This is a genomic window from Citrobacter sp. wls827, assembly GCF_005280875.1.
GTDB classification, from domain to species: domain Bacteria; phylum Pseudomonadota; class Gammaproteobacteria; order Enterobacterales; family Enterobacteriaceae; genus Citrobacter; species Citrobacter youngae.
In genome coordinates, this window is sequence record NZ_SZWR01000010.1 from 390785 (window position 1) to 414243 (window position 23459).

Annotated in this window: 18 protein-coding genes and 1 pseudogene; 7 read left to right on the top strand and 12 right to left on the bottom strand. The window is 51.4% G+C overall.

From position 1 onward, the window contains the following. Together rplY and FDX03_RS05175 are read right to left on the bottom strand one after the other, a co-directional pair. The coding region (gene rplY, locus FDX03_RS05170; RefSeq protein ID WP_137345692.1) for a 50S ribosomal protein L25 at window positions 1-276 on the bottom strand (276 nt) is incomplete at its 3' end. A gap of 124 nt (window positions 277-400) precedes the next feature. Next, window positions 401-2161: a DEAD/DEAH box helicase gene (locus FDX03_RS05175; protein WP_061068182.1), complete on the bottom strand. Its 1761-nt coding sequence runs from the start codon at window positions 2159-2161 to the stop codon at window positions 401-403. A 151-nt stretch (window positions 2162-2312) separates the two neighbouring features. Here FDX03_RS05175 and rsuA point away from each other — a divergent pair, with 151 nt between their 5' ends. The 3 genes from rsuA (at window position 2313) to FDX03_RS05195 (ending at window position 4904) form a co-directional block, all read left to right on the top strand. After that, window positions 2313-3020 (top strand): 16S rRNA pseudouridine(516) synthase RsuA, encoded by a 708-nt coding sequence (rsuA, locus tag FDX03_RS05180; RefSeq protein ID WP_061068181.1) that lies wholly within the window; start codon window positions 2313-2315, stop codon window positions 3018-3020. 15 nt (window positions 3021-3035) lie between these two features. Further along, window positions 3036-4226, top strand: coding sequence for a Bcr/CflA family multidrug efflux MFS transporter (locus FDX03_RS05185; protein WP_048211138.1), 1191 nt, complete (start codon window positions 3036-3038; stop codon window positions 4224-4226). A 333-nt stretch (window positions 4227-4559) separates the two neighbouring features. Continuing rightward, complete coding sequence (locus tag FDX03_RS05195; protein ID WP_087051313.1) at window positions 4560-4904, top strand: YejG family protein; 345 nt, start codon at window positions 4560-4562, stop codon at window positions 4902-4904. Between the two features lie 3 nt (window positions 4905-4907). Here FDX03_RS05195 and yejF read toward each other — a convergent pair whose 3' ends face one another. From yejF to FDX03_RS05240, 9 genes are all read right to left on the bottom strand, one after another. Beyond that, entirely contained in the window at window positions 4908-6497 is a 1590-nt protein-coding gene (gene yejF, locus FDX03_RS05200) for a microcin C ABC transporter ATP-binding protein YejF (RefSeq protein ID WP_048211140.1), read from the bottom strand. 1 nt (window position 6498) lies between these two features. After that, on the bottom strand, window positions 6499-7524 hold the full coding sequence (locus FDX03_RS05205; RefSeq protein WP_061068180.1) for an ABC transporter permease: 1026 nt from the start codon (window positions 7522-7524) through the stop codon (window positions 6499-6501). Beyond that, the gene (locus tag FDX03_RS05210) at window positions 7524-8618 is read right to left on the bottom strand and encodes a microcin C ABC transporter permease YejB (RefSeq protein ID WP_137345559.1); all 1095 of its coding nucleotides are present in this window, start codon (window positions 8616-8618) and stop codon (window positions 7524-7526) included. Before FDX03_RS05210 ends, FDX03_RS05205 begins: the two co-directional genes overlap by 1 nt. Further along, window positions 8619-10433, bottom strand: coding sequence for an extracellular solute-binding protein (locus tag FDX03_RS05215; RefSeq protein WP_137345560.1), 1815 nt, complete (start codon window positions 10431-10433; stop codon window positions 8619-8621). Window positions 10434-10533: 100 nt separating this feature from the next. Next, window positions 10534-12093, bottom strand: coding sequence for a cyclic di-GMP phosphodiesterase (locus FDX03_RS05220; protein WP_137345561.1), 1560 nt, complete (start codon window positions 12091-12093; stop codon window positions 10534-10536). A gap of 182 nt (window positions 12094-12275) precedes the next feature. Next, window positions 12276-12845, bottom strand: a complete 570-nt coding sequence (mepS, locus tag FDX03_RS05225; RefSeq protein WP_003027474.1) for a bifunctional murein DD-endopeptidase/murein LD-carboxypeptidase — start codon at window positions 12843-12845, stop codon at window positions 12276-12278. Window positions 12846-13258: 413 nt separating this feature from the next. Then, complete coding sequence (locus FDX03_RS05230) at window positions 13259-13972, bottom strand: phosphatase PAP2 family protein (RefSeq protein WP_048211144.1); 714 nt, start codon at window positions 13970-13972, stop codon at window positions 13259-13261. 34 nt (window positions 13973-14006) lie between these two features. Next, the gene (locus tag FDX03_RS05235; RefSeq protein ID WP_048211145.1) at window positions 14007-14993 is read right to left on the bottom strand and encodes a GTP-binding protein; all 987 of its coding nucleotides are present in this window, start codon (window positions 14991-14993) and stop codon (window positions 14007-14009) included. 119 nt (window positions 14994-15112) lie between these two features. Then, window positions 15113-16579 carry a fructuronate reductase gene (locus FDX03_RS05240; RefSeq protein ID WP_115643156.1) on the bottom strand — a complete coding sequence of 489 codons (1467 nt, stop codon included), beginning with the start codon at window positions 16577-16579 and terminating at the stop codon, window positions 15113-15115. A gap of 202 nt (window positions 16580-16781) precedes the next feature. Between FDX03_RS05240 and uxuA the strand changes: the two genes are divergently transcribed. Further along, entirely contained in the window at window positions 16782-17972 is a 1191-nt protein-coding gene (uxuA, locus tag FDX03_RS05245; RefSeq protein WP_137345562.1) for a mannonate dehydratase, read from the top strand. Between the two features lie 70 nt (window positions 17973-18042). Here the strand turns inward: uxuA and FDX03_RS05250 are convergent, their stop codons facing one another. Next, window positions 18043-19524, bottom strand: coding sequence for a PLP-dependent aminotransferase family protein (locus tag FDX03_RS05250; protein ID WP_061068176.1), 1482 nt, complete (start codon window positions 19522-19524; stop codon window positions 18043-18045). 167 nt (window positions 19525-19691) lie between these two features. Between FDX03_RS05250 and torC the strand changes: the two genes are divergently transcribed. From torC to FDX03_RS23060, 3 genes and pseudogenes are all read left to right on the top strand, one after another. Further along, window positions 19692-20822: a pentaheme c-type cytochrome TorC gene (gene torC / locus FDX03_RS05255; protein WP_137345563.1), complete on the top strand. Its 1131-nt coding sequence runs from the start codon at window positions 19692-19694 to the stop codon at window positions 20820-20822. A 12-nt stretch (window positions 20823-20834) separates the two neighbouring features. Further along, complete coding sequence (torA, locus tag FDX03_RS05260) at window positions 20835-23333, top strand: trimethylamine-N-oxide reductase TorA (protein ID WP_115601770.1); 2499 nt, start codon at window positions 20835-20837, stop codon at window positions 23331-23333. After that, window positions 23323-23459 (top strand): annotated as a pseudogene (locus FDX03_RS23060) (molecular chaperone TorD); the annotation flags it as partial. The gene torA and the pseudogene FDX03_RS23060, both read left to right, overlap by 11 nt.

Below are 23459 nucleotides of genomic sequence, written 5' to 3' on the forward strand. Positions count from 1 at the left end.
AACGAAGTCGATGTGAGACAGCTTCGGCTTGAACGGGTGACGCTGTACAGCCTGAGCTTTAACTTTAACTTCTTTACCGTCAACAACGATGGTCAGAACTTCGCTGTAGAATTCAGCTTTAGCTTGCATGTTCATAACTGCATCGTGATCCAGTTCGATAGCAATCGGGGCTTCTGCGCCACCGTAGATGATTGCCGGGAACTTGTTAGCGGCACGCAGGCGGCGGCTCGCACCCTTACCCTGCTCTTTACGTACTTCAGCGTTGATAGTAAACATTTAAATCTCTCTTTAATAATTCCTGCTACAGGCGACCCAGCAACAGGTAAGTGATCTGCTTTGCGTATGCAAAAGCGGGCGAGATTCTATACTCAAACGGCTGGTACATCAATCAAAAGTACGATTAACCGCGTAATTCATGTGCCCGACGAAAGCGTCCTTCATAATCGAAGACCTTTTCACGGACCTGCCAGTACTGACCTTTCATGCGCGCGACCACGAAATCAGGATGACGTAACAGCGCCTGCTGGGCGAGGATATCGGCGGCGGTTATCCAGCGTAAGGGAATGCCGGGCGTTCGGGTGTGCGGGCGAATAAACAGTTGCTCGAAGGCTGTACGCTGCGCGGGAGTATGCAGGCGAAAGCGTTCGCTGACGTCGGCGCCATCTTCATCGTAATAGGTAATTTTCAGCCATTCGCCTTTTTCATCCTGCCCATTTTGTAGCGCCATCCCGCTGCAGCGCAAAACCAGCGCATCTTTAAGCCTGAGCGCGGCTTTCAGCATGTCATCCGGGTCAACCAGTACCGTGTCGCACTCCCGACAACGGCGGGCGGCGATGTCATTTTCCGCGTTGCACTGCGGGCAGTTTTTAAAACGGAAACGAAAATCGCACTGTTCGCGATGGCCGTCATCATCTTCAAACCATCCCTGACAGCGGCGGCCAAAGTGCTCAATCAGCGTGCCGTCGGCCGTTGTTTTTCCCCAGAAGGTGTTGGCAAAGCCGCAGGCAGGACAGAACACCTGTACCGGAACGTTGTCACTTTTCCCTTTGGGCGCACCCACTTCCGGGGCGTACAGGTCGTGTGGATTCCCGGCGTAATCAAGGATCAGACAGTCCGTTTTCCCCGGCGCCAGGCGCAACCCTCGTCCAACGATTTGTTGGTAAAGGCTAACTGACTCGGTCGGGCGCAGAATGGCGATAAGGTCGACGTGCGGGGCATCGAAGCCAGTGGTCAGGACCGACACATTCACCAGATAGCGAAAACGTTGGGCTTTGAACTCTTCAATCAACACGTCGCGTTCAGCGCCAGGCGTGTCCCCGGTGATAAGCGCCGCATCATCAGCAGGCAGCAGGCCGACTATCTCTTTGGCGTGCTCAACGGTAGCGGCGAAAATCATTACCCCTTTGCGTGTCTGAGCAAACTCGACAATCTGGCTGATGATATGCGGCGTTATTCGCTGCTGCTTTTTCAGTTCCTGATTCAGGTCCGCTTCGCTAAACAGGCCGTTACTTTGCGCCTGCAGGCGGCTGAAATCATATTGTACGACCGGCATGTCGAGGCGTTCTGGCGGCGTCAGGTAGCCATGTTTAATCATGTAGCGCAGCGGTAATTCATAAATGCAATCGCGAAACAGTGCTTTTTCATCGCCGCGCACCATTCCGTGATAATGAAAATGATAAATCCAGCCTTTGCCCAAACGAAAAGGCGTGGCGGTAAGCCCGAGCAGGCGTAAGTGAGGGTTTACGTTGGTCAGGTGTGTCAGGATTTGTTGATACTGGCTCTCTTCATCATCACCAATGCGATGGCATTCATCGACGATGAGCAGGGAGAATTCTCCCTGAAAGGCGTCCAGATTGCGCGCCACCGACTGTACGCTGCCAAATACCACTTTCCCGTGACTCTCTTTACGCTTCAGACCTGCGGCAAAAATATCGGCTTCCAGCCCCAGCGCGCAATATTTCGCGTGGTTTTGCGCGACCAGCTCTTTGACGTGCGCCAGTACCAGTACGCGACCGCGCGCCACGCGGGCCAGCTCGGCAATCACCAGGCTTTTGCCTGCGCCTGTGGGGAGGACGATAACTGCCGGAGTACGGTGATGGCGAAAATGGTTGAGCGTGGCATCCACGGCTTCTTTTTGGTAAGGACGAAGAGTAAAAATCATGGGCTCACAATATGTAACAGTCTCGCGTATAGTATGCCACGAATCTTTTTCCCTTGAGGGAAGTTGTTAGCTCGTTATACTGAGCGGAAAACGGCTCCACTTTTCGGGCATAACGCCCGATTTCCGTATTGTTACAGGCAAAATCACACTCATGCGACTTGATAAATTTATCGCTCAGCAACTCGGCGTCAGCCGCGCTATTGCCGGGCGTGAGATCCGTGGTAACCGTGTTACCGTCGACGGCGAAATCGTCAGAAATAGCGCTTTTAAGCTACTGCCAGAGCACGACGTAGAATATGACGGTAATTCCCTGGTTCAACAAAATGGCCCGCGCTATTTTATGCTGAATAAGCCCCAGGGTTATGTTTGCTCAACGGATGACCCGGATCACCCGACTGTGCTCTATTTCCTTGATGAACCTGTCGCGCACAAACTACATGCGGCAGGGCGTCTGGATATCGATACCACCGGACTGGTGTTAATGACCGACGACGGACAGTGGTCTCATCGCATCACTTCGCCTCGCCACCATTGTGAGAAAACCTATCTGGTGACACTGGAGTCGCCAGTGGCAGATGATACCGCCGAACTGTTTGCCCGTGGCGTACAGTTGCACAATGAGAAAGACCTGACCAAACCCGCCGTGCTGGAAGTGATTACGCCGACTCAGGTACGTTTGACCATCAGTGAAGGGCGCTATCATCAGGTTAAACGTATGTTTGCCGCCGTGGGAAACCACGTTGTGGAACTGCATCGTGAACGCATCGGTGCCATCAAGCTTGATGAGGATCTGGCGCCCGGAGAATACCGTCCATTGACCGAAGAAGAAATCGCCAGCGTTAACTTAACCCCGCGTTAATTTCAGGAGCTAAATGTGACCACCCGGCAGAACTCTTCAATTGCCATTGTTTTTATCCTTGGCTTATTGGCCATGTTGATGCCGTTGTCGATCGATATGTATCTTCCGGCACTGCCGGTGATCTCTGCTCAATTTGGCGTGCCGGCAGGCAGCGCGCAAATGACCCTCAGTACCTATATTCTGGGGTTCGCGGTTGGGCAGTTGATCTATGGTCCGATGGCCGACAGCATCGGGCGTAAACCGGTGATACTGGGCGGGACTCTGGTGTTTGCGGCAGCAGCGGTCGCCTGTGCGTTGGCGCAAACTATCGATCAGTTGATCACTATGCGTTTCTTCCATGGTCTGGCAGCTGCGGCGGCAAGCGTGGTCATCAATGCCCTGATGCGCGACATCTATCCGAAAGAAGAATTCTCGCGCATGATGTCATTTGTCATGCTGGTGACGACGATTGCGCCACTGATGGCACCTATTGTGGGCGGTTGGGTGCTGGTATGGCTGAGTTGGCACTATATCTTCTGGATCCTCGCTGTGGCGGCGATTCTGGCCTCGGTGATGATCTTTACGCTGATCAAAGAGACCTTGCCCGTAGAGCGTCGCCAGCCGTTTCGCTTGCGCACGACTCTGGGCAACTTTGCCTCGCTGTTTCGCCACAAGCGCGTCCTGAGTTACATGCTGGCCAGTGGGTTTAGCTTTGCCGGGATGTTTTCTTTCCTGAGCGCCGGACCTTTTGTCTACATTGAGATCAACCACGTTTCACCGCAGAATTTCGGCTATTACTTCGCGCTGAATATTGTGTTCCTGTTCGTGATGACCATCATCAACAGCCGCTTTGTTCGGCGGGTTGGTGCACTAAATATGTTCCGTACCGGGCTGTGGATCCAGTTTGTGATGGCGGGCTGGATGGTATTCAGCGCGCTGTTCGGCGTTGGATTCTGGGCACTGGTTGTCGGTGTTGCGGCGTTTGTAGGTTGTGTGTCGATGGTGTCATCAAATGCGATGGCGGTCATTCTGGATGAGTTTCCACACATGGCCGGGACGGCCTCATCGTTGGCGGGGACGTTTCGTTTTGGCATCGGCGCGATTGTTGGCGCGCTGTTATCTCTGGCAACCTTTAACTCGGCCTGGCCAATGATATGGTCGATAGCGTTTTGCGCCACCAGCTCAATTCTCTTCTATCTCTACGCCAGTCGCGCCAAAAAACGGTGATCTATTACACAACCTGGGGGTCATAAGGCCTCCAGAGTTGATGTACATCAACCGCAAATCTATCATTTTCCCCGCTTATGTTTATTTTATGTAAAATCAATTTATGTAAAAAGTCACATCATTGTAGTTAAAAAGGTTGAGTTAGATCGCAGAAACGAGTACATATAGCGCGGAAACATGCCTGAACCGTTGAATAAATTTAAATAGTGGGTTCGGAAAGCGGCATAAAGACTGGGTGTAAACGTTTACCAACTGTCTAAAGACGTATTGTCAATGATGTGTTAATATTGATGTAAAATAATTGTGAAGTGATTGTACTTCCAGGGAAAGAAAGTGATGACATTACAACTCTCAATCGTTCATCGTCTGCCGCAGTGCTATCGTTGGTCGGTGGGTTTCGCAGGTTCAAAGGTTGAACCGATTCCGCACAACGGTCAGAGCAATGAGAACAGCCTGGTGGCCCTCAAATTGCTTAGTCCTGATGGTGACAGCGCATGGTCAGTCATGCATAAACTTAGCCAGGCTCTCAGCGACATTGAGGTACCTTGTTCCGTGCTGGAATGTGAAGGGGAACCGTGCCTGTTTGTTAATCGCCAGGATGAGTTTGCCGCGACCTGCAGACTGAAAAATTTCGGCGTGGCCATCGCAGAACCGTTTTCAAACAACAATCCGTTTTGAGCGTCAGCTTAGCGCGAGCAGCTGACGCGTATAGGCTTGTTGTGGCGCGTTAAATACGTGCTCGCATTGCCCCTGTTCCACGACTTCTCCCTGCCGCAACACAATTACCTGATGGCATAACGCACGTACAACATGCAAATCATGGCTGATAAAAATATAAGCCAGACGATGCTTTTCCTGTAAGGACTTTAACAGCGTGAGGATTTGCGCCTGTACGGTTCTGTCGAGCGAGGATGTTGGCTCATCCAGAATGATCAGCGAGGGTTTGAGAATCAATGCCCTGGCAATGGCTATGCGCTGGCGTTGACCGCCAGAAAACTCTGCAGGATAACGATGGCGGGTTTCGCTATCGAGTCCGACTTCAGCCATCACTGCTTTTACCTGCGCTTCACGCTGTTCAGCGGAAAGTGTTGGCTGGTGAACGCGCAATCCCTCTTCAATAATTTGTAATACGCTCAAACGCGGATTCAGTGAAGAGTTGGGGTCCTGAAAGACCACCTGAATGCGGTGACGTACTGGCAACAGTTGGCGGCGATTTAAGGTATGCAGCGCCAGACCATCGAACACAATACTGCCTTGCGATGTGATTAATCGCAGTAGCGCCAGACCGGTGGTACTTTTCCCGGAGCCTGATTCACCCACCAGTCCCAGTGTTTCACCGGGTCTGAGGGTAAAACTGACGTTGTTAACCACGACGTTATGATCCACCACGCGCTTGAGGATACCCTTGCGTACGGGAAAGGCGACCCTGAGCCCATTCACTTCCAGCAATGGCGGTTGTCCGGCGGCTAAAGGGACTGGATCGCCGGAGGGTTCGCTATTTAACAGTTTCTGTGTGTAGGAATGGGTTGGCGCGGCAAGCAGTGGCTCGGCACGGTTTTGTTCAACGCATTGACCGTTCTGCATGACGGCAATGGAATCGGCTAGCTTTCTCACGATGCTGAGATTATGAGTGATGAACAGCAATCCCATGTTCAGCTCACGCTGCAACTCCCGCAGCAGTTGCAAAATTTGCGCCTGCACAGAGACATCCAGCGCGGTGGTTGGTTCATCAGCAATTAGCAGCTCCGGGCGGGTTAACAGCGCCATAGCAATCATTACGCGCTGGCGCTCACCGCCGGAAAGCTGGTGCGGATAATCTGTAAGGCGTTTCGCTGCATGGCGAATGCCTACACGATCCAGACAGGTCAGAATTTCTGCCCGTGCGGCTTCCCGACGCATTCCCCGATGCAGCGACAGCACTTCATAAAGCTGCTTTTCCAGGTTGTGGAGTGGATTTAGCGACACCATTGGTTCCTGGAAAATCATGGCGATTTTATTTCCCCGCACACCGCGAAGCGTCTGCTCGTTAGCGTGAAGTAGTGATGCGCCGTGAAAGCGGATATCACCGGAGAGGTACACCGCAGGCGGCGTGGGCAACAGACGCAACACCGAAAGCGCGGTGACGCTTTTACCTGAGCCGGACTCGCCCACCAGCGCCAGCGTTTGTCCGGCATCAACGCGCAGTGACAGACTGTTGACCACGGTGCGCACGGTGTTCTGTTGGCGAAAACCTACCGATAAATTGTCAATAGCTAACAGAGGTTGTGTCATCTTAAATCGCCTTATTGGGATCAAATGCGTCGCGTACCGCTTCACCAATAAAAATCAGTAGCGATAATAAGAGGGCAACGGAGATGAACGCGGTGATGCCAAGCCACGGCGCCTGCAGGTTGTTTTTACCCTGCAACAGCAATTCTCCCAGTGATGGCGAGCCAAGCGGTAATCCGAACCCGAGAAAATCCAGCGAGGTGAGTGTGGTGATTGAGGCACATAAAATAAACGGTAAAAAGGTCAGGGCGGCAACCATCGCATTGGGTAGCATATGACGCAAAATAATACTGCTATCGCTAACCCCGAGCGCCTGAGCGGCACGAATATAATCAAAGTTTCGGGTGCGCAGAAATTCCGCGCGTACCACGCCCACCAGGCTCATCCAGCCAAACAGCACGGTGATCGCTAATAGCCACCAGAAGTTAGGCTGAACGACGCTGGATAGCAAAATAATCAGAAACAGCGTTGGCATACCGGACCACACTTCGATGAACCGTTGTCCCCACAGGTCTACCTTACCGCCATAATAGCCCTGTAGCGCGCCAGCCATCACCCCCATGACGCTGGAACACAGGGTCAGCATCAAGCCAAACAGAATTGAGATGCGGGTGCCGTAAAGGATACGCGCCAGCACGTCACCACCATTTGCGTCAGTACCCAGCCAGTTTTGCGCAGAGGGTGGAGAGGGGAAGGGCTTATCGGTGGCAAAGTTAATGCTGGTAGCACCGAACCGGATGGGGGCCCATAGTATCCAACCCTGTCTCTCCAGACGGTGTTGCAGCCACGGATCCTGATAATCAGCCTTTGTTGCTAACGGGCCGCCGAAATCGCTCTCACTGTAGTTTTTAACCAGAGGGAAATACCAGCTGCCGTCATAGCGTACCAACAGCGGCTTATCATTAGCGATCAGCTCGGAACACATGCTCAGGCCAAACAACACCAAAAAAATCCATAATGACCAGTAGCCGCGGCGGTTATGACGAAAACGCGCCCAGCGGGCCTGATTGACGGGGCTTAATCGCGACATTAGCGTCCCTCAAAATCAATACGAGGATCGACCAACGTATAGCTGATATCACTGAGGATATTGAGCAACAGGCCAATCAGGGTGAAGATGTAGAGTGTGCCGAACATCACCGGGTAGTCGCGCGATACGGTAGATTCATACCCCAGTAATCCCAGACCATTAAGCGAAAACATCACTTCAATCAGCAGTGAGCCGGTGAAAAACATACTGATAAATGTGGCGGGAAATCCTGCGATTACCAGCAACATGGCATTGCGGAACACATGCTTCCATAGAATATTTTTCTCACTAACGCCTTTGGCGCGCGCAGTAACGACATACTGCTTACGAACCTCATCCAGAAATGAGTTTTTGGTCAGCATGGTCAGCGCGGCGAACCCACCTACCACGGTTGCCAGCACTGGCAGGGTAATGTGCCACAGATAATCGGTAATTTTTTGATACCAGGGCAGGGCATCAAAGTTAGCGGACACGAGCCCACGTAGCGGGAACAGGTCGTAATAGCTGCCCCCGGCAAAAAAAACGATCAGCAAAATGGCAAACAGAAAGGCCGGAATGGCATAGCCAATAATAATAAATGCGCTGCTCCAGACGTCAAAACGACTGCCGTTGTGAACCGCTTTGCGGATCCCAAGCGGTATCGACACCAGATAGATGATGAGCGTACTCCACAGCCCCAGGGTAACGGACACCGGGAGGCTGTCTTTGATTAGCGTAAGAACAGAGGAACTGCGAAACAGACTATCGCCAAAATCAAAACGGATATAGTCCCAGAGCATCTTGAAATAGCGTTCATGAATGGGTTTATCGAATCCGTAGCGACGGGTAATTTCCGCGATGACTTCCGGATCCAGACCCCGACCGCCACGGTAGTTACTGTCGCTGATATTCCCTACGCCGGTTTGCGCGTGGCTGGCGCGAACACCTTCGCTGCCCGCACCGGGCAACGCGCCGCTTTGTCCGAACTCAATGGCGGCGACGGCCTGTTCAACAGGACCGCCAGGTGCTATCTGTACGATAAAAAAGTTGATAGTAATGATGGCCCAAAGCGTTGGGATCACCAGCAGCAGACGTCGAATCAAATAAGCGCCCATTTACTCTCCCTGTCGTCTGGCTGCGGGAAGCTTCGCCGCTTTGTTGACGTCATACCACCAGTTGTCGATGCCAATGGTATAAATCGGGCGGATCGCCGGATGCGAAAACTTATCCCACCAGGCGATACGATCTTCAGCCATGTACCACATCGGCAACATGTAGTAGTTCCAGGTTAATACCCGGTCCAGTGCCCGCCCCAACGGGATCAGTTTGGCTTTATTCCCTTGTGCGGCAATGATCTGGCTAATCAGTTTATCAATGACCGGGCTTTGCACTCCGGGCGCGTTATAGCTGGAGTCTATATATTCAGAGGCCCAGAGAATTTGCAGGTCTGAACTTGGCCACGGCATTGCGCGATAGAGCCTGGGCATCATGTCATAGTCGCGACTGCGCAAACGGTTAGTGATTTGCGAGTTATCGACCTGGCGGATATTCATCGTAATGCCTAAGCGTTGCAGGTTGTGCTGGAACGGCAGCACCCACTGGCTGTTGCTACCTGCCGGGAGTAATAACTCGAAGGTCAGCGGTTTACCGCTGGTGCTATTTATCCGTTGTTGCCCTTTCAGTATCCATCCCGCCTGTTGGAGTAACGTATCGGCTTTCAACAGGTTTTCACGATCGTAGCCATCGCCTTTCGACATCGGTGGTTGATAGATTTGACTGAAGACTTCCGGTGGCAGCTCTTTTTTCAATGGCGCGAGGATCACCAGTTCATCCGCATCGGGATAACCTCTGGCTGCATACTCGGTGTTCTGGAAATAGCTGTTTGTCCGACTCCAGGCATTATAAAACAGGGCCTTATTCATCCATTCGAAATCAAAGGCCAGCGTAATCGCTTCCCGTACACGTCGGTCACTAAACATTGGACGTTGAATATTAAAGGCTAACCATCGTGTGTCCTGCGCGGACTCATTCTTTTGTTCGTCTTTGACAATGTAATGATTGGCGAAATTCTTGCCGGTATAACGGGTTGCCCAATTTTTGGCATCGTTTTCCAGTCGCAGGTCGAACGCTCCAGCCTTAAATGCTTCAAAAGCGACGTTATCATCTAAGTAGTAATCGTAGCGGAGGGTATCAAAGTTCCAGCGTCCGCGATTGACGGGCAAGTCAGCAGCCCAATAATCTTTGACGCGCGAATAGACAATATACTGGCCCATCTTCCATTTGGTAATGCGATAAGGGCCGCTGGCGAGCGGTGGTGATGATAAGGGATCGCTGAGCTTATGATCTTTCCAGTACTTCTCTGGCATCACCGGTAATGAAAACAGGCTGAGCATGTCCTCTTTACCCGGTTTGGCGAGTTCAATTCGCACTGTTAACGGGGCAATTGCCTTTACCGTCGTTCCTTTGTAGACCAAACGAAACTGCGGTACGCCTTCGGTCATAAATTTATGGAAGGTGAATTCAACATCGCGTGCGGTAATGGGTGAACCATCATGAAAACGGGCCCGCGGATTAATCGCGATTTCTACCCACGAATAATCATCGGCGTAACGCGCTCTGTCAGCGATGAGCGGGTAGTAGCTGCCGGGTTCGTCATCCGAGGTGGTAAACAGCGTATCGTAGAGCGTTTCAGTGCGTGAGCCAGGGTTGCCGCGCATCGAGTAGCGGTTGAAGTTGTCGAAGGTACCCAGGGCGGAGAGGGTGAGCTGCCCGCCTTTGGGGGCCGCAGGGTTTACGTAATCAAAATGATTAAAGTTAAACGCGTACTTGGGTTCGCCCAACACGGCAAAGGCGTAGCTTTCTTTGATGGATTGGGCATGAACGTTAAACCCGATAAGGGCGATAAACAGAAGCAGTACACGAGGAATCATATCACAGAGGTTTCCTTGTCCTGCCACAACCCGACAGGCTTCTTGCCTGAGAAATAGCGGTTGGGGTGGCGAGTGAAAATATATGAATCGCCAGGTGCGATCACCACGTTGGCTTATCGGATTGCGCCATCCAACGTACAAAATCATCAAGCATTAATGGGCGGCTGATCCAGTATCCCTGGAAGAAATGAACCCCGCGATCGCGTAGCCATCGGGCTTGCTCAGGCGTTTCTACCCCTTCAGCAACCGTCAGCATATTAAGACGCTTAGACAGTGTCAACACCGCATCCAGTACCGGAGACGTTAGCGTTTCTGTCCCAATGGCGTTGATAAATCCTCGGTCGATTTTCAGATAGTCAACGGTAAAGCGTTCCAGATAAATGAGTGCGCTATGGCCGGTACCGAAATCATCAATGGCAATTTCGAATCCGGCAGCGTGTAGCCATTCAAATAACTTTGAGGCTTCATGCTGATTGAGCATATCGCGTTCGGTGATTTCGAGTACAACCTGGAAATGGTGTGGCGGCAGGGAAGCGTTCAGGTGTTGAATATCGTCTTTAAAGCTTTCACCATGCAGGTGCGTTGGGGCGATGTTGAGCCCGAGCTTTGCGCCTTGCGGTAACACTTTTTTTAATGCGGGGGCATCACGGGCCACCAGTTTGAACAGATGCTGCGTCAGCGGCACGATCATTTGCTGTGATTCAGCGTAGTGAATAAACGCATCTGGCGGGATCTCACCTGTTGTCGGGTGGCGCCAGCGTAACAATACTTCTACCCCTTTTACTTCCAGCGTCTGCATTTCAACGACTGGTTGGTAGACCACATAAAACTGATCGTGCTTGATAGCGTTGAGAATATCCTTTCCCGGGCGTAAACGAACGGCGTAGTTGTAGTACCACAAAAGCAACCCGGTCATGATCCCGGCCATACATCCCAACATGACGGCATACCAGACGTCAGTGTACGTCCACTCTTGCGCGTATAACCGGATCTTCATCGGGATCCCTTTCAGCGTCGTCTGGCGCCAGGTGGTATCCGGAAGCGCGGAAACGTCCATCAGTTGGGATGAAAATGTCGTGATAGCGGTATCACCAACAATAATTGCAATACCGTCAAAATCATCTTCTCGGGCGGTATAGAGAAGGTAAGGCGCCAGATTGATATTCAGTGAGGAAAACACGCCGCTATTCTTAAATGAAGGATTCCGCTGCCAAATCATGATCGCCGGATTGTCCGGCATCATCGGGGTACCGGACAGTAATTCCACATCGACATCTTGCTTGAGATCCAGCTTCGGAACCAGCGACAGAATAGGCGAGTCCATCGCGCCAGTTGCGGATGAGCAGAAAGCAATACCATCTTTTACCAATAAAAAAGCGCGTACATTGAGGTTAAACGCTGCGCTGGCAGTTAGCCTGGCGGCAACTTGTTGGCAATTGTATGAGACCAGCGGCTGCAGGGCATCTGTTGTGCTTTTGAGGTCTGAGAGGTAACTGCTGATGTAATAGTCGATATCGGAAAGAAGCGTTTCGTACTTTACATCTCGTTTGTGCCAGGTGGCAAAAAACTGCAGGGTGCTGACAAGTATCGCGACGACTACCCCCGTAAAAATACAGGTAAAAAGGACATTTCGACTGGAAGATGAAGGACGTCTGAACATAGTTCCTTATGTTTACCTGGGGTATCTGCTTATTATTAAACGGCTTGATCTGTAAAACTATAACCTGGATTGATTCGTATAGTGAGATTTTTCTTAAACATAGCGCAACGCAAAAAGCACTGCCGAAGCAGTGCTTTTGATAAGTCTCATCAGGATAGCCAAGGGATAGCTGCCAAACGAAATTAACTGCGGCTCAGGACCCGGCGAGCTTCGTTGTAACGTTTTTTCCAGTAAGGCTCGTTCATGCTGGAAATGATAACGCCACTGCTGGTCGAGGCATGTACAAACTGGTTATTGCCGATATAGATACCGACGTGACGGCCGGTGGAACCCGCACGGAACAGAACCAGATCGCCTGTGCGCAGATTAGTGCGCGAAACGGATTTGCCCGTTTCCTGTTGCTCGTAGGTTGAGCGCGGAAGCTCTAAACCAAATTGCTCACGAAACGTACGCTGTACGAAGCTTGAACAATCAATACCTTTTTTGGTGCTGCCGCCAAGGCGGTAACGCACGCCTTTCCAGTCAGCATATTGGTCCATAATACGTGATTTAACATCGATATTACGTACCATATTTTCAAATTCATCCTGAGAGGCTTGCAGTGAAGAGTTATCTCCATTGCCCACAGCATGCGTCTCAGAATGCATATTCCTGGCGGTGTTCGTTGTGCTACATGCAGAAAGCAGAACCGCAACTGCTATCGCGGGTATGCCCCGCAAGATATATCTCAAAATCGGTTGAGATTTGACCATTTTGTTTGTTTTCCCTTGAAGTCCTTAACGATAAATATCGTTATAAAAAATGCCAAACGTGACGAGACTAATTACCAACGCATGATGAGACAATTCTTTAAGGTCAAATCTGTGGCAGAACGCACAAATTTATTCTTATAGTGAATAATTATCCCGCGAGGCAAAACGAGTCTGAGGTTACCCGATCGCTCCGGTCATTGCGAGTGATTTTATGTGATTTCTTATAAGAAAAAGTGATACAGAAAGTGAATAGACTGCATTGGCTAAATTAAGAACAAATAGAGTGAAAAACACGCAATTCATTCATTTTAAAAAGGAATAATATGACAGGAGAATGACAGTCAGAAGGATAATTTCCTGGCAGATATCATCAGGAAATCAGAAGCATTCCTGATGATGTTAATTACTTTGCGTTATTTGTTTAAAAATTGTTTGTTTTTGCCGGGGAGATAATGAATAAACAGCGTAACCAGACGGTCGCTTAATGGCGTCATTAACCACCAGGGCAAGCCAATCAATACGACGGTCATAGAACCTACCACGATATCTGTAAGCCAATGTGCGCCGATCATTACGCGTGGAAAGGCAAAAACCACAGTGATAATAAGGCCGATTATTCCTGCGACTTTTCCGAAATAACGTAGCATAAATGCGGAAAAAATAAGCAGCATCATACCGTGATCGCCAGGAAAACTGTCTCTGGACGCATCTTTTGTTGAAATATGCAGCAGCTCGCTGACGCGATTAATATTATCGAACGTGAGGGTGGGGCTGGCGCGCTTAACCGGAATAAGCGCCTGGCCCAGTTGGTTTAATATCACCGCTGTTAGCAGCATCACCAGCCCAATTGCCACAATACGACGACGACCTTCCTGCGTTTCTTTTAACCAAAAACTCAGCATTAATGTGCCCATCGCCAATAATGAGCAGCCGTCAAATGCCCGGTTATTGGTGACCGCGACAATCCACAGGAAGAGCGGGCTCTCAACCAGCTTATGATTGAAGAAGTGGAAGATGCCCGAATCGAGAGAAAACCAGAGCCCATGCCCATGTGGAAGGTACCAGGACAAAAACAGCGCCAGACCAGCAATATTAAGCAGGAGTATTAGTGGGTATCGGGTTTTCATCGTCGTTTACCATTGCCATAAAACGGAGGCAACCTTACGCGCCAGCGTCTAAACGAAGCCTCAACAATGCACTCTGTAATGCATTCCAGTCGGTCTCGGTATCGGAGATGAGTTCAATGCGGCTATCTGGAGGGGCGACGTTTTGGGTCTCAATATGCCAGTCCTCACCCTGACGATTGATACGCACCAGCCCCTCTTTAATACGCATCACTCCCTTCACGCGGCCGACAGGGGCGAGACGTGACCATTCCAGCAGGCCGATGGTATCGAACACCGTGTCAGCGTCAAAAATCCAGCCGCAGGCCTGATGCCCCTGACCGCTGTTCAGACTGCGGCGCCAGCGTTGCTGGGCAGGCAGGCTTAGTGCTGCCAGCCCTTTTTTATCAGCATGCTGGTGAGTATGTGCCGCACTGGAGGGAAGTTCCGTCAGATTCAGTCGGGGCAAATCCAGTAATTGTCCGTCGATCTGTCCATGATCGGCATAAACTAACTGGCGGTTACCGCCGTAGTGCTGCCACCAGGTTTGCAGAGCAGTTTCGCTTTCTGTCGTGGCACGATCGGATTTATTGGCAACGATGATATCGGCAGAGGCCAACTGATCGCGGAAATTCTCATTCGCGACGCTTTTTTCATCCAGCAACAGGCGCGGATCAAGGATACAGAGAGTTGCGCGCAAGTCGATCCACGGTTCGTAAACCGGCGCGGTGAGTAAATCCAGAATCTGTTTGGGATGCCCGAGGCCGGTGGGCTCAATCAGCAGCCGATCCGGTTTTCCCTGACGTAACAGCGTATTGAGGCCAACCTGCATGGGCAAACCATTAACGCAGCACATACAGCCGCCGGGGATCTCTTTGAGCATTGCGCCGCTGTCGGCGAGCAGTGCGCCGTCGATACCCACTTCGCCAAACTCATTGACCAAAACGGCCCACTTCTCTGCGGGATCTTTGTTGGCCAATAGATGAAGAATAGATGTGGTTTTGCCACTGCCGAGAAAACCCGTGATGAGATTGGTTTTAGTCACGCTTACTCCAGATTCATAAATTACCGTAATGGCTTTTAACAATCCTGGCGAAAAACGGGGGAAAAGAGAAGCGCAGAGAGGACGAAGACGAACTTCGTCCTGTTTAATGGCAGAAATCGTTAACTTTTTAACGTCTCGATGACCGCCTGATGTGCACCGTATTGGGCGATACGTTGCCAGGCTCGTTCCACGGTATCGATGAATTGTGGGTTCTGCGCGAGGTCAGTGGCAAAGATTTCGTGCAGTGAAAGCAACGCGCTGACGCGTTCTGATTCCGTACTCTGTTCGACGATAGTGCGGATTTTGTCACTCATCGGGTCACGAATATCGATAATTTCACCTGAATCATCAATCCCGCTTACGTAGCGCATCCAGCCCGCAATGCCGAGTGCCAGCAGCGGCCACTCGCTTTGACGTGCTAAATGAACGCGGATCCCGTCCAGCATACGTTGCGGTAATTTTTGGCTGCCATCCATTGCGATTTGCCAGGTTTTATGTTTCAGCGCCGGATTGGCAAAGCGTTCCAGCAGGCTGTCGGCATACTGGTCCAAATCTACATCGGTAATTTGCAGCGTGGGGGCCTGTTCGCTGAGCATCAGCCGGTAAGCGGCTTCACGAAATGCGCTGTCCTGCATACAGTCGCTGATATGCTGGAATCCCGCCAGATAGCCGAGATAAGCGAGAAACGAATGACTGCCGTTCAGCATCCGCAGTTTCATTTGTTCCCACGGCAAGACGTTTTCGACCATCTGGACACCTGCCGTTTCCCATTGCGGACGGCCGCTGACAAAATGGTCTTCAATAACCCACTGAATAAACGGCTCGCAGCTGATTGCGCAAGGGTCTGCCACGCCTAATTCGCGGGCGATTTCATCCAGTGATTCTTCCGTCGCTGCCGGGACAATCCGGTCTACCATGGTTCCCGGGAAACTGACGTGCTCCCGAATCCAGTTAGCCAGTTCAGGTGAGCGTTTCTCCGCCATTCCCAGTACAGCGTTTTTTACCACATGACCGTTGTCCGGGATGTTATCGCAGGAGAGGACGGTAAACGGTTGCAGCCCACGTTGACGTCGGCGGTGCAGTGCTTCAACAATAATTCCGGGCGCGGAGTGCGGTTCTGCCGGTGTCTGCAGATCGTGAATAATACGCGGGTTAGCGATATCGAGTGACCCCGTGGCAGGATCAATACAGTAGCCTTTTTCCGTAATGGTTAACGAAACAATAGCGACCTGAGGCTCGCAAAATTTTTCGATAATAGCCGCCAGTGAATCCAGCTTTGCATTCAGGCACTCGTTGACGGCCCCGACGATAATCGGCTGGTTGCCGGCCGCACCTTTTTCCAGCACGGTAAATAAATGATCCTGCTCGCGTAGCTGGCTCATCAGCCGGTCGCCGCTGAACAGGCTGATCTCACAAATCCCCCAGTCTCCACCCTGCGCATTCAGCACCCGGTCGGTCAATAACGCCTGATGGGCGCGATGAAATGCACCGAAACCAAAATGTACGATCCGCGTTTTTAGCTGTTGGCGATCGTACTGAGGCATCACGACATTTTCCGCAAGAGACGCTGAGGCAATAGTCTTCATTAAATACACCTGATTAACCATTAATTAACAATGGCAGTATAAAGTTATATGACAACAAATTGAATTGGTGTGCCTCATTTATCCGGGTAATGTGAGCTGGATCAATCAATGATGGGCGGTGTGTTGATCGTATACCGGATGCCTGTATGGTAGTCGTCATAAAAGTCGTTTAATTTGGTATAACAACTTGTGAGGTGAAGTAATGGAACAAACCTGGCGTTGGTACGGACCAAACGATCCAGTATCGCTTGACGATGTGCGTCAGGCTGGCGCAACGGGTGTTGTGACCGCCTTGCACCACATTCCCAACGGTGAAGTGTGGCCCGTAGAAGAAATTCAAAAGCGCCAGGCTACCCTGGCCGAAAAAGGGCTGACCTGGTCGGTGGTGGAAAGTATCCCTGTTCACGAAGATATCAAAACGCGTTCAGGTCAATATCAAACGTGGATTGCCAACTATCAGCAAAGTATTCGTAACCTGGCGACCTGCGGCATCGATACCGTGTGCTACAACTTCATGCCGATCCTGGACTGGACGCGTACTGACCTTGAATATCAGCTACCGGATGGGTCCAAAGCGCTGCGTTTTGACCAGATTGCGTTTGCGGCTTTTGAATTGCACATTCTGCAACGTCCGGGTGCCGAAGCTGATTACACCGCTGAAGAGCAACGTCAGGCGCTGGATTATTTCAATGCAATGACCGCTGCCGACATTGAAAAGCTGACCCGCAACATTATTGCTGGCCTGCCTGGTGCCGAAGAAGGTTATACGCTGGATCAATTCCGCGCGCGCCTGGCGGAATATGATGGGATCAGCAAAGATGATTTGCGCAATAACATGGCTGTCTTCCTGCGGGCGATTGTGCCTGTTGCTGAGGAAGTTGGTGTACGTCTGGCAGTGCATCCTGACGATCCGCCAAGGCCAATCCTCGGTCTGCCACGTATCGTGTCGACCATTGAAGATATGCAATGGCTGAAAGAAACGGTAGACAGTATCAATAACGGTTTCACCATGTGTACCGGTTCGTACGGCGTGCGCGCCGATAACGATCTGGTAAAAATGATTGAGACCTTTGGCGATCGTATTCACTTCACACACTTGCGTTCAACCTGCCGTGAAGAAAACCCGAAAACCTTCCACGAAGGCGCACACTTGCAGGGCGATGTGGATATGGTATCGGTGGTGGCAGCTATTTTGAGCGAAGAGCAACGCCGTAAGAAAGCGGGTGATTTGCGTCCGATCCCAATGCGCCCGGATCATGGGCATCAGATGCTTGACGATCTGCATAAGAAAACGAATCCGGGCTATTCCGCGATTGGTCGCCTGAAAGGACTGGCAGAAGTTCGCGGCGTGGAGCTGGCGCTGAAAAAAACGCAGTTCCGCGATCTGCTGTAATTCGCCCAACACCAGGCGATAAATTGCCGGATGGCGCTTGTCCCGCCCCCGGCAATACTCAGGTGCGTTGTTATTGCTGTAATAACGCACACCTCTCCTGCTCCAGTACGTTTAATACCTTTCTGAGGTGCGGCACCTGCAGTCCGCCAAAACCAAAGAACATCACCGCATCGGAATTTTTTTGCCGCCACGCTGTTTCTGAGCCGTTTTCAATTTCCTGTAATGTATCAAAGCGCACCCCTGCCTGCAGGCAGCGCTGGCGTAGTTTTGCGATGACGTCAGGCGACCAGTCAATGCGTAATGAGAGATGTAACCCTGCCGTGGCACCATCGATCTTTCCTTCAGGGAACAGGGCTGATAAGCCATCACGCAGTAATGCGAGGCGTGCTGCATAGTTGCAGGCTAGCTTACCGAGATGGGTATAAAACACCTGGTTTTGCATTAACTCGGCTAAAAACTGCTGCAATAACCACTGGCTACCATTGTTGTTCAGCGCTTTCATATTTTGAACGGCGGGCAGCAGCTCATCGGGGCAAACGAGGTAACCGAGACGTGCCCCCGGTCCCAGCGTTTTTGAGAAAGTCCCCATGTAGATAACCCGGTTGTGGTAATCCATGGCTTTCAGTGCCGGAAGGGGATTCTCGCCATACGTAAATACGGCATCGTAATCGTCTTCAATAATCCAGGCGCCCACTCGCTGTGCCCACGTGAGTAATGACTTACGTCGTTCAAGTGACAGAACACTGCCCATTGGATACTGATGAGCAGGTGTCACATAACAAAGCTGGGTTTCAACCTCGGGTAAATTATCGGTGCACAGCCCGTGATTATCCACGGCAATAGACGTAATATCGGCACCATAATAATTAAACAGATGCCATGCGCCAGAATAACAAGGTGATTCGGCGACCACGTGACACTTTTTATTCTGGCTTAGTGCATGATGAATAATGAATATTTGACTGAGCAGTGACAACCCTTCCTGAATTCCATCAGTAATGATGATGTTTTGTGCACTGGTATTAATGCCGCGGGATAAATTAAGGTATCTGACAATTTGCTCACGCAATGAAAATAATCCATTTGGTGAATGATATCGAGTCAGTAGCTGCTCTTTAAGTACGCTGGGGGCATTATTCCATTTACGCCAGCTTGACCAGGGAAACGCATTGGGGTCAGGGACGCCCATCCGGCAATAGCACTCACGTCCCATTTCAGCGTAAACATCGGTAGAAACACCGGCAGGCTTAGGCTTTATCGGTGGTGAGCCTTCCGCAGATGGCACGTGTGTTGGGGGACTACGCATAGGTGCCGTAAATGTGACTTCATAGCCGATACCCTGCCTGCTCTTAATAAAACCGGCCGCCATCAGTTTTTCATACGCCATCACCACCGTGATTTTGGCCACGTTTAGCGTCTGTGCCTGTTCGCGGATAGAGGGCAGTTTATCCCCACAAAGCAAATCGCCTTGCTGAATTGCCTGAAAGTAGAATTGAAAGATCTGTAATTGTAGCGGGGTGCGACTTTCCCTATTGAGAAACAGTGCCAGCATGAGGAAATTCCTTGTTTAAACAATAGCGGCATATTACACGTTTCAGAATATTGCTATTTTGACACGCCTCATAGAGTTAAGGCTGTTCCTATAATCTGAAATCGCTGTCTCTATTTTTGCTTTTTAATATCCCTTAGCGTGACGCTATTAAAAAAATGGAGGCAGGTATGTCGTGGATAAAAAAGAACGCGCTTTGGTGTGCGTTAGGTGGCGCTGTCGTAATGGCCATTGTTATTTGGGGAACATGGCAAGGAGTCCATTACACCAGCACTACGGAGTTTTGTTTATCGTGCCACTCGATGCGCACACCTGGAGAGGAGTATAAAACCAGCGTGCATTTTCGTAATGCCTCTGGCGTGCGAGCGGAGTGTAAGGATTGCCACATTCCCCCGGGAGTCGTCCCGACGTTGATGCGTAAAACCGAAGCCCTAAACGATCTCTATCACACCTTTATCTCACCCTCTATCGATACCCCGGAAAAATTCAATGCTAAACGGGCTGAGCTCGCCCAGCGAGAGTGGGCGCGGATGAGCGCCAACAACTCGGCAGCCTGTAAATCGTGTCACAGCTATGAAGCGATGGATCATGGAAAACAATCCGCCAATGCCGCGGCGCAGATGACGGCGGCAGCGGCGAAGGACAGCAACTGCATTGATTGCCACAAAGGGATCGCGCACCACAAACCGGACATGAGCAGTGGTTTTCGCGATCGCTACAAGCAGCTACAACAGCAGGGAGAAAAACTGTCAACTGCGACGACGCTGTTTTCGTTAAGCGAAAAAACACTGACAGCCACGGCAGGGGCACCAGCAGGGAAAGCGCTGTTATTTCCGGCGACCCAGGTCAAGGTGCTGCAAAAAGAGGGAGGCAACGTCCAGTTGGAAGTGACGGGCTGGCGTGAAAGCAAGGGGCGTGGGCGGGTGATCACCCAGTATATGGGTAAACGCGTATTCTCCGCGGTTCTGGATGCTTCACTGATGGAAAACGTGAAAGTCCTGCAAACCCAGACTGACCCAGGTTCGCATCAGGAATGGCAGCAGGTGAGCGTGACCGCATGGACCTCCGCGCAGGGACTCATCGATAGCATTACTCCGGTATGGGAGTACTCAGATCAGATGCTGCAATCGACGTGTAGCGCCTGTCACAGCACGCCGCCGGCTACCCGATACACCGCCAATGGCTGGATTGCCGGACTGAAAGCGATGTCGACGTATTATCGACTCAATCCGGTGGAAGAACGTACGTTGTTGAAATACCTCCAGACACACGCCAGCGATGTGTCTGAACCCAACAAATAATAAGGATAAGATATGGATATTCATGACTTTAATCCGTCCCGCCGTCGTTTTCTGACCGGAATGCTGGCGGTTGGCGCAGCCAGTGCGCTGGCGCCTAATCCGCTGATATCAAAAGTATGGGCGGCGGGGGAAAACCCCGAACAATGGATCCAGTCCGGCTCACATTATGGTGCTTTTGAAGCCAAAGTGGTTAACGGCGAGTGGACGGAAACGCGTCCGTTCAAACATGACAAACACCCGTGCGATATGCTCAATGCGGTACGTGAAATCGTCTACAACCCTTCACGGGTTCGCTATCCGATGGTTCGACTGGACTGGTTACGCAAGCGTGAGAAGTCGGATCGTAGCCAGCGGGGAGATAATCGTTTTGTGCGGGTTAGCTGGGATCAGGCGCTGGACCTGTTTTATGAAGAGCTTGAGCGGGTGCAAAAAACCTACGGTTCATCCGGCGTCTTTACCGGGCTGGCAGATTGGCAAATGGTGGGCAAATACCACAAGGCTGGCGGTGCAATGGACAGAGGGCTCGGCCTGCATGGTAGCTATGTGACGACCGTAGGCGACTATTCAGCGGCTGCAGCCCAGGTGATTTTGCCGCATGTTATTGGTTCGCTTGAAGTCTATGAACAGCAAACCTCGCTGCCGCTGGTTATCGAGAACAGTAATACCATCGTACTGTGGGGCTGTGATCCCATTAAGAACTTGCAGATTGAATTTTTGGTTCCCGATCACGATGCGTTTGGCTACTGGCAGCAGATCAAAGAGGCCGTCGCCCAGGGAAAAATGCGCGTCATCAGCGTTGATCCGGTGCGCAGCAAATCGCAAAATTTTCTGGGGTGTGAACAGCTGGCGTTACGACCACAGACCGATGTTGCGTTACTGCTGGCGCTCGCACATACCCTGTATGAAGAAAAACTGTTCGACACGGCATTCATTAACGACTACACCGTCGGCTTCGAGCAGTTTTTACCCTACCTGATGGGAGAAACAGACAAACAACCGAAAAGCGCCGAGTGGGCTGCTGAAATCTGTGGGCTGACGGCGGATCAGATCCGTGACTTTGCCCGGCTGCTGGTGAAAGGTCGGACGCAGTTTATGGGCGGCTGGTGCGTACAGCGTATGCACCACGGCGAACAGTATCCCTGGATGCTGGTGGTGCTGGCCAGTATGGTTGGTCAAATTGGCTTACCGGGCGGCGGTGTGGGGTTCGGCTGGCACTACAACGGCGGAGGGACGGTGACGTCAGCCGGGCCGGTACTTTCTGGTCTGGGGAGCATTAACAATCCGCCAGAGGCGAAGTATAAAGCAGATTTTCGCGGCGTATCCGAGCATATTCCTACCTCACGTATTGTTGATTGCCTGCTGGAGCCGGGCAAAAAGATTGCGTTTAACGGTGAGACGTTAATCTACCCTGACATCAAAATGGCGATCTTCAGCGCGGCTAACCCATTCCACGCCCAGCAGGATCGCAACCGGATGATCGAGGCGTGGAAGAAACTGGAGACCGTGGTGGTGTTAGATCACCAATGGACCGCATCCTGTCGTTTTGCCGATATCGTCCTGCCTGTTACCACACGCTTTGAACGTAACGATATTGAGCAGTTTGGCACCCATTCGAATAAGGGACTGATGGCGCTGCATCAGGTCGTCAAACCGCAATATGAAGCGCGGCATGATTTCGACGTGTTTGCCGGACTCTGTAAACGTTTTGACAAGGAGTCGGTATACCGGGAAAACCGCGATGAAATGCAGTGGGTACAAGCGCTTTATGACGAAGGGGTCAAAATGGGGGCCTCGCTCGGTGTTACGTTGCCAGACTTTGACACGTTCTGGAAAGGTGAAGGGTATGTTGAATATCCCGCGGGACAACCGTGGGTGCGTCATGGCGAATTTCGCGATCAGCCCGATCTTAATCCCCTGGGCACACCATCAGGTCTGATTGAAATTTACAGCAAAACGATTGCCGGTTTTCAGTATGACGATTGCCCTGGACATCCGGTGTGGATGGAGCCGTTTGAACGTAGCCATCAGAGTAGGAAAGATAAATATCCACTGCACCTGCAATCCTGTCACCCGGATAAACGCCTGCACTCCCAGTTGTGCTCAAGTGATGCGTTTCGCAGCACGTATGCGGTAGCGGGAAGAGAACCGCTTTACATCAGCGAGCAAGATGCTGCCGCGCGGGGGTTAAAAGCCGGGGATATTGCGCGGGTCTTTAACGCGCGCGGTCAGGTGCTGGCGGGGGTGGTGATTAGCCCTGATTTTACCCCTGGCGTGATCCGCATTCATGAAGGGGCATGGTATTCCCCACAGGAAGGTGGGAAAGCCGGGACGCTATGTACCTATGGCGATCCTAATGTCCTGAGCGCGGATATTGGTACGTCTCAACTGGCGCAAGGGCCTTCAGCGCATACCGTGCTGGTGGATGTCGAGCGCTATCAGCAACATGTTCCACCGGTCACGGGATTTGGTGGGCCGGAGATAGTGAAAGAGGAGGGGGACAATGCAGCATAGCCTTATTTTCCAGCAACGTGCCGCGGTCTATCAGTGGTTTTCACAATTGCTGTTTCGTGAGCTGGACCAGAAACAACTCGCTCGTCTTGAAAGCGAGGATACCCGACAGTGGCTTGCGTCGCTGGC

Excerpts from the sequence above, each read along its gene's own strand:
- FDX03_RS05175 (WP_061068182.1), bottom strand. The coding sequence starts at position 2,161 with ATGATTTTTACTCTTCGTCCTTACCAAAAAGAAGCCGTGGATGCCACG.
- rsuA (WP_061068181.1), top strand. The coding sequence starts at position 2,313 with ATGCGACTTGATAAATTTATCGCTCAGCAACTCGGCGTCAGCCGCGCT.
- yejF (WP_048211140.1), bottom strand. The coding sequence starts at position 6,497 with ATGACACAACCTCTGTTAGCTATTGACAATTTATCGGTAGGTTTTCGC.
- FDX03_RS05205 (WP_061068180.1), bottom strand. The coding sequence starts at position 7,524 with ATGTCGCGATTAAGCCCCGTCAATCAGGCCCGCTGGGCGCGTTTTCGT.
- FDX03_RS05210 (WP_137345559.1), bottom strand. The coding sequence starts at position 8,618 with ATGGGCGCTTATTTGATTCGACGTCTGCTGCTGGTGATCCCAACGCTT.
- FDX03_RS05215 (WP_137345560.1), bottom strand. The coding sequence starts at position 10,433 with ATGATTCCTCGTGTACTGCTTCTGTTTATCGCCCTTATCGGGTTTAAC.
- FDX03_RS05220 (WP_137345561.1), bottom strand. The coding sequence starts at position 12,093 with ATGTTCAGACGTCCTTCATCTTCCAGTCGAAATGTCCTTTTTACCTGT.
- mepS (WP_003027474.1), bottom strand. The coding sequence starts at position 12,845 with ATGGTCAAATCTCAACCGATTTTGAGATATATCTTGCGGGGCATACCC.
- FDX03_RS05230 (WP_048211144.1), bottom strand. The coding sequence starts at position 13,972 with ATGAAAACCCGATACCCACTAATACTCCTGCTTAATATTGCTGGTCTG.
- FDX03_RS05240 (WP_115643156.1), bottom strand. The coding sequence starts at position 16,579 with ATGAAGACTATTGCCTCAGCGTCTCTTGCGGAAAATGTCGTGATGCCT.
- uxuA (WP_137345562.1), top strand. The coding sequence starts at position 16,782 with ATGGAACAAACCTGGCGTTGGTACGGACCAAACGATCCAGTATCGCTT.
- FDX03_RS05250 (WP_061068176.1), bottom strand. The coding sequence starts at position 19,524 with ATGCTGGCACTGTTTCTCAATAGGGAAAGTCGCACCCCGCTACAATTA.
- torC (WP_137345563.1), top strand. The coding sequence starts at position 19,692 with ATGTCGTGGATAAAAAAGAACGCGCTTTGGTGTGCGTTAGGTGGCGCT.
- torA (WP_115601770.1), top strand. The coding sequence starts at position 20,835 with ATGGATATTCATGACTTTAATCCGTCCCGCCGTCGTTTTCTGACCGGA.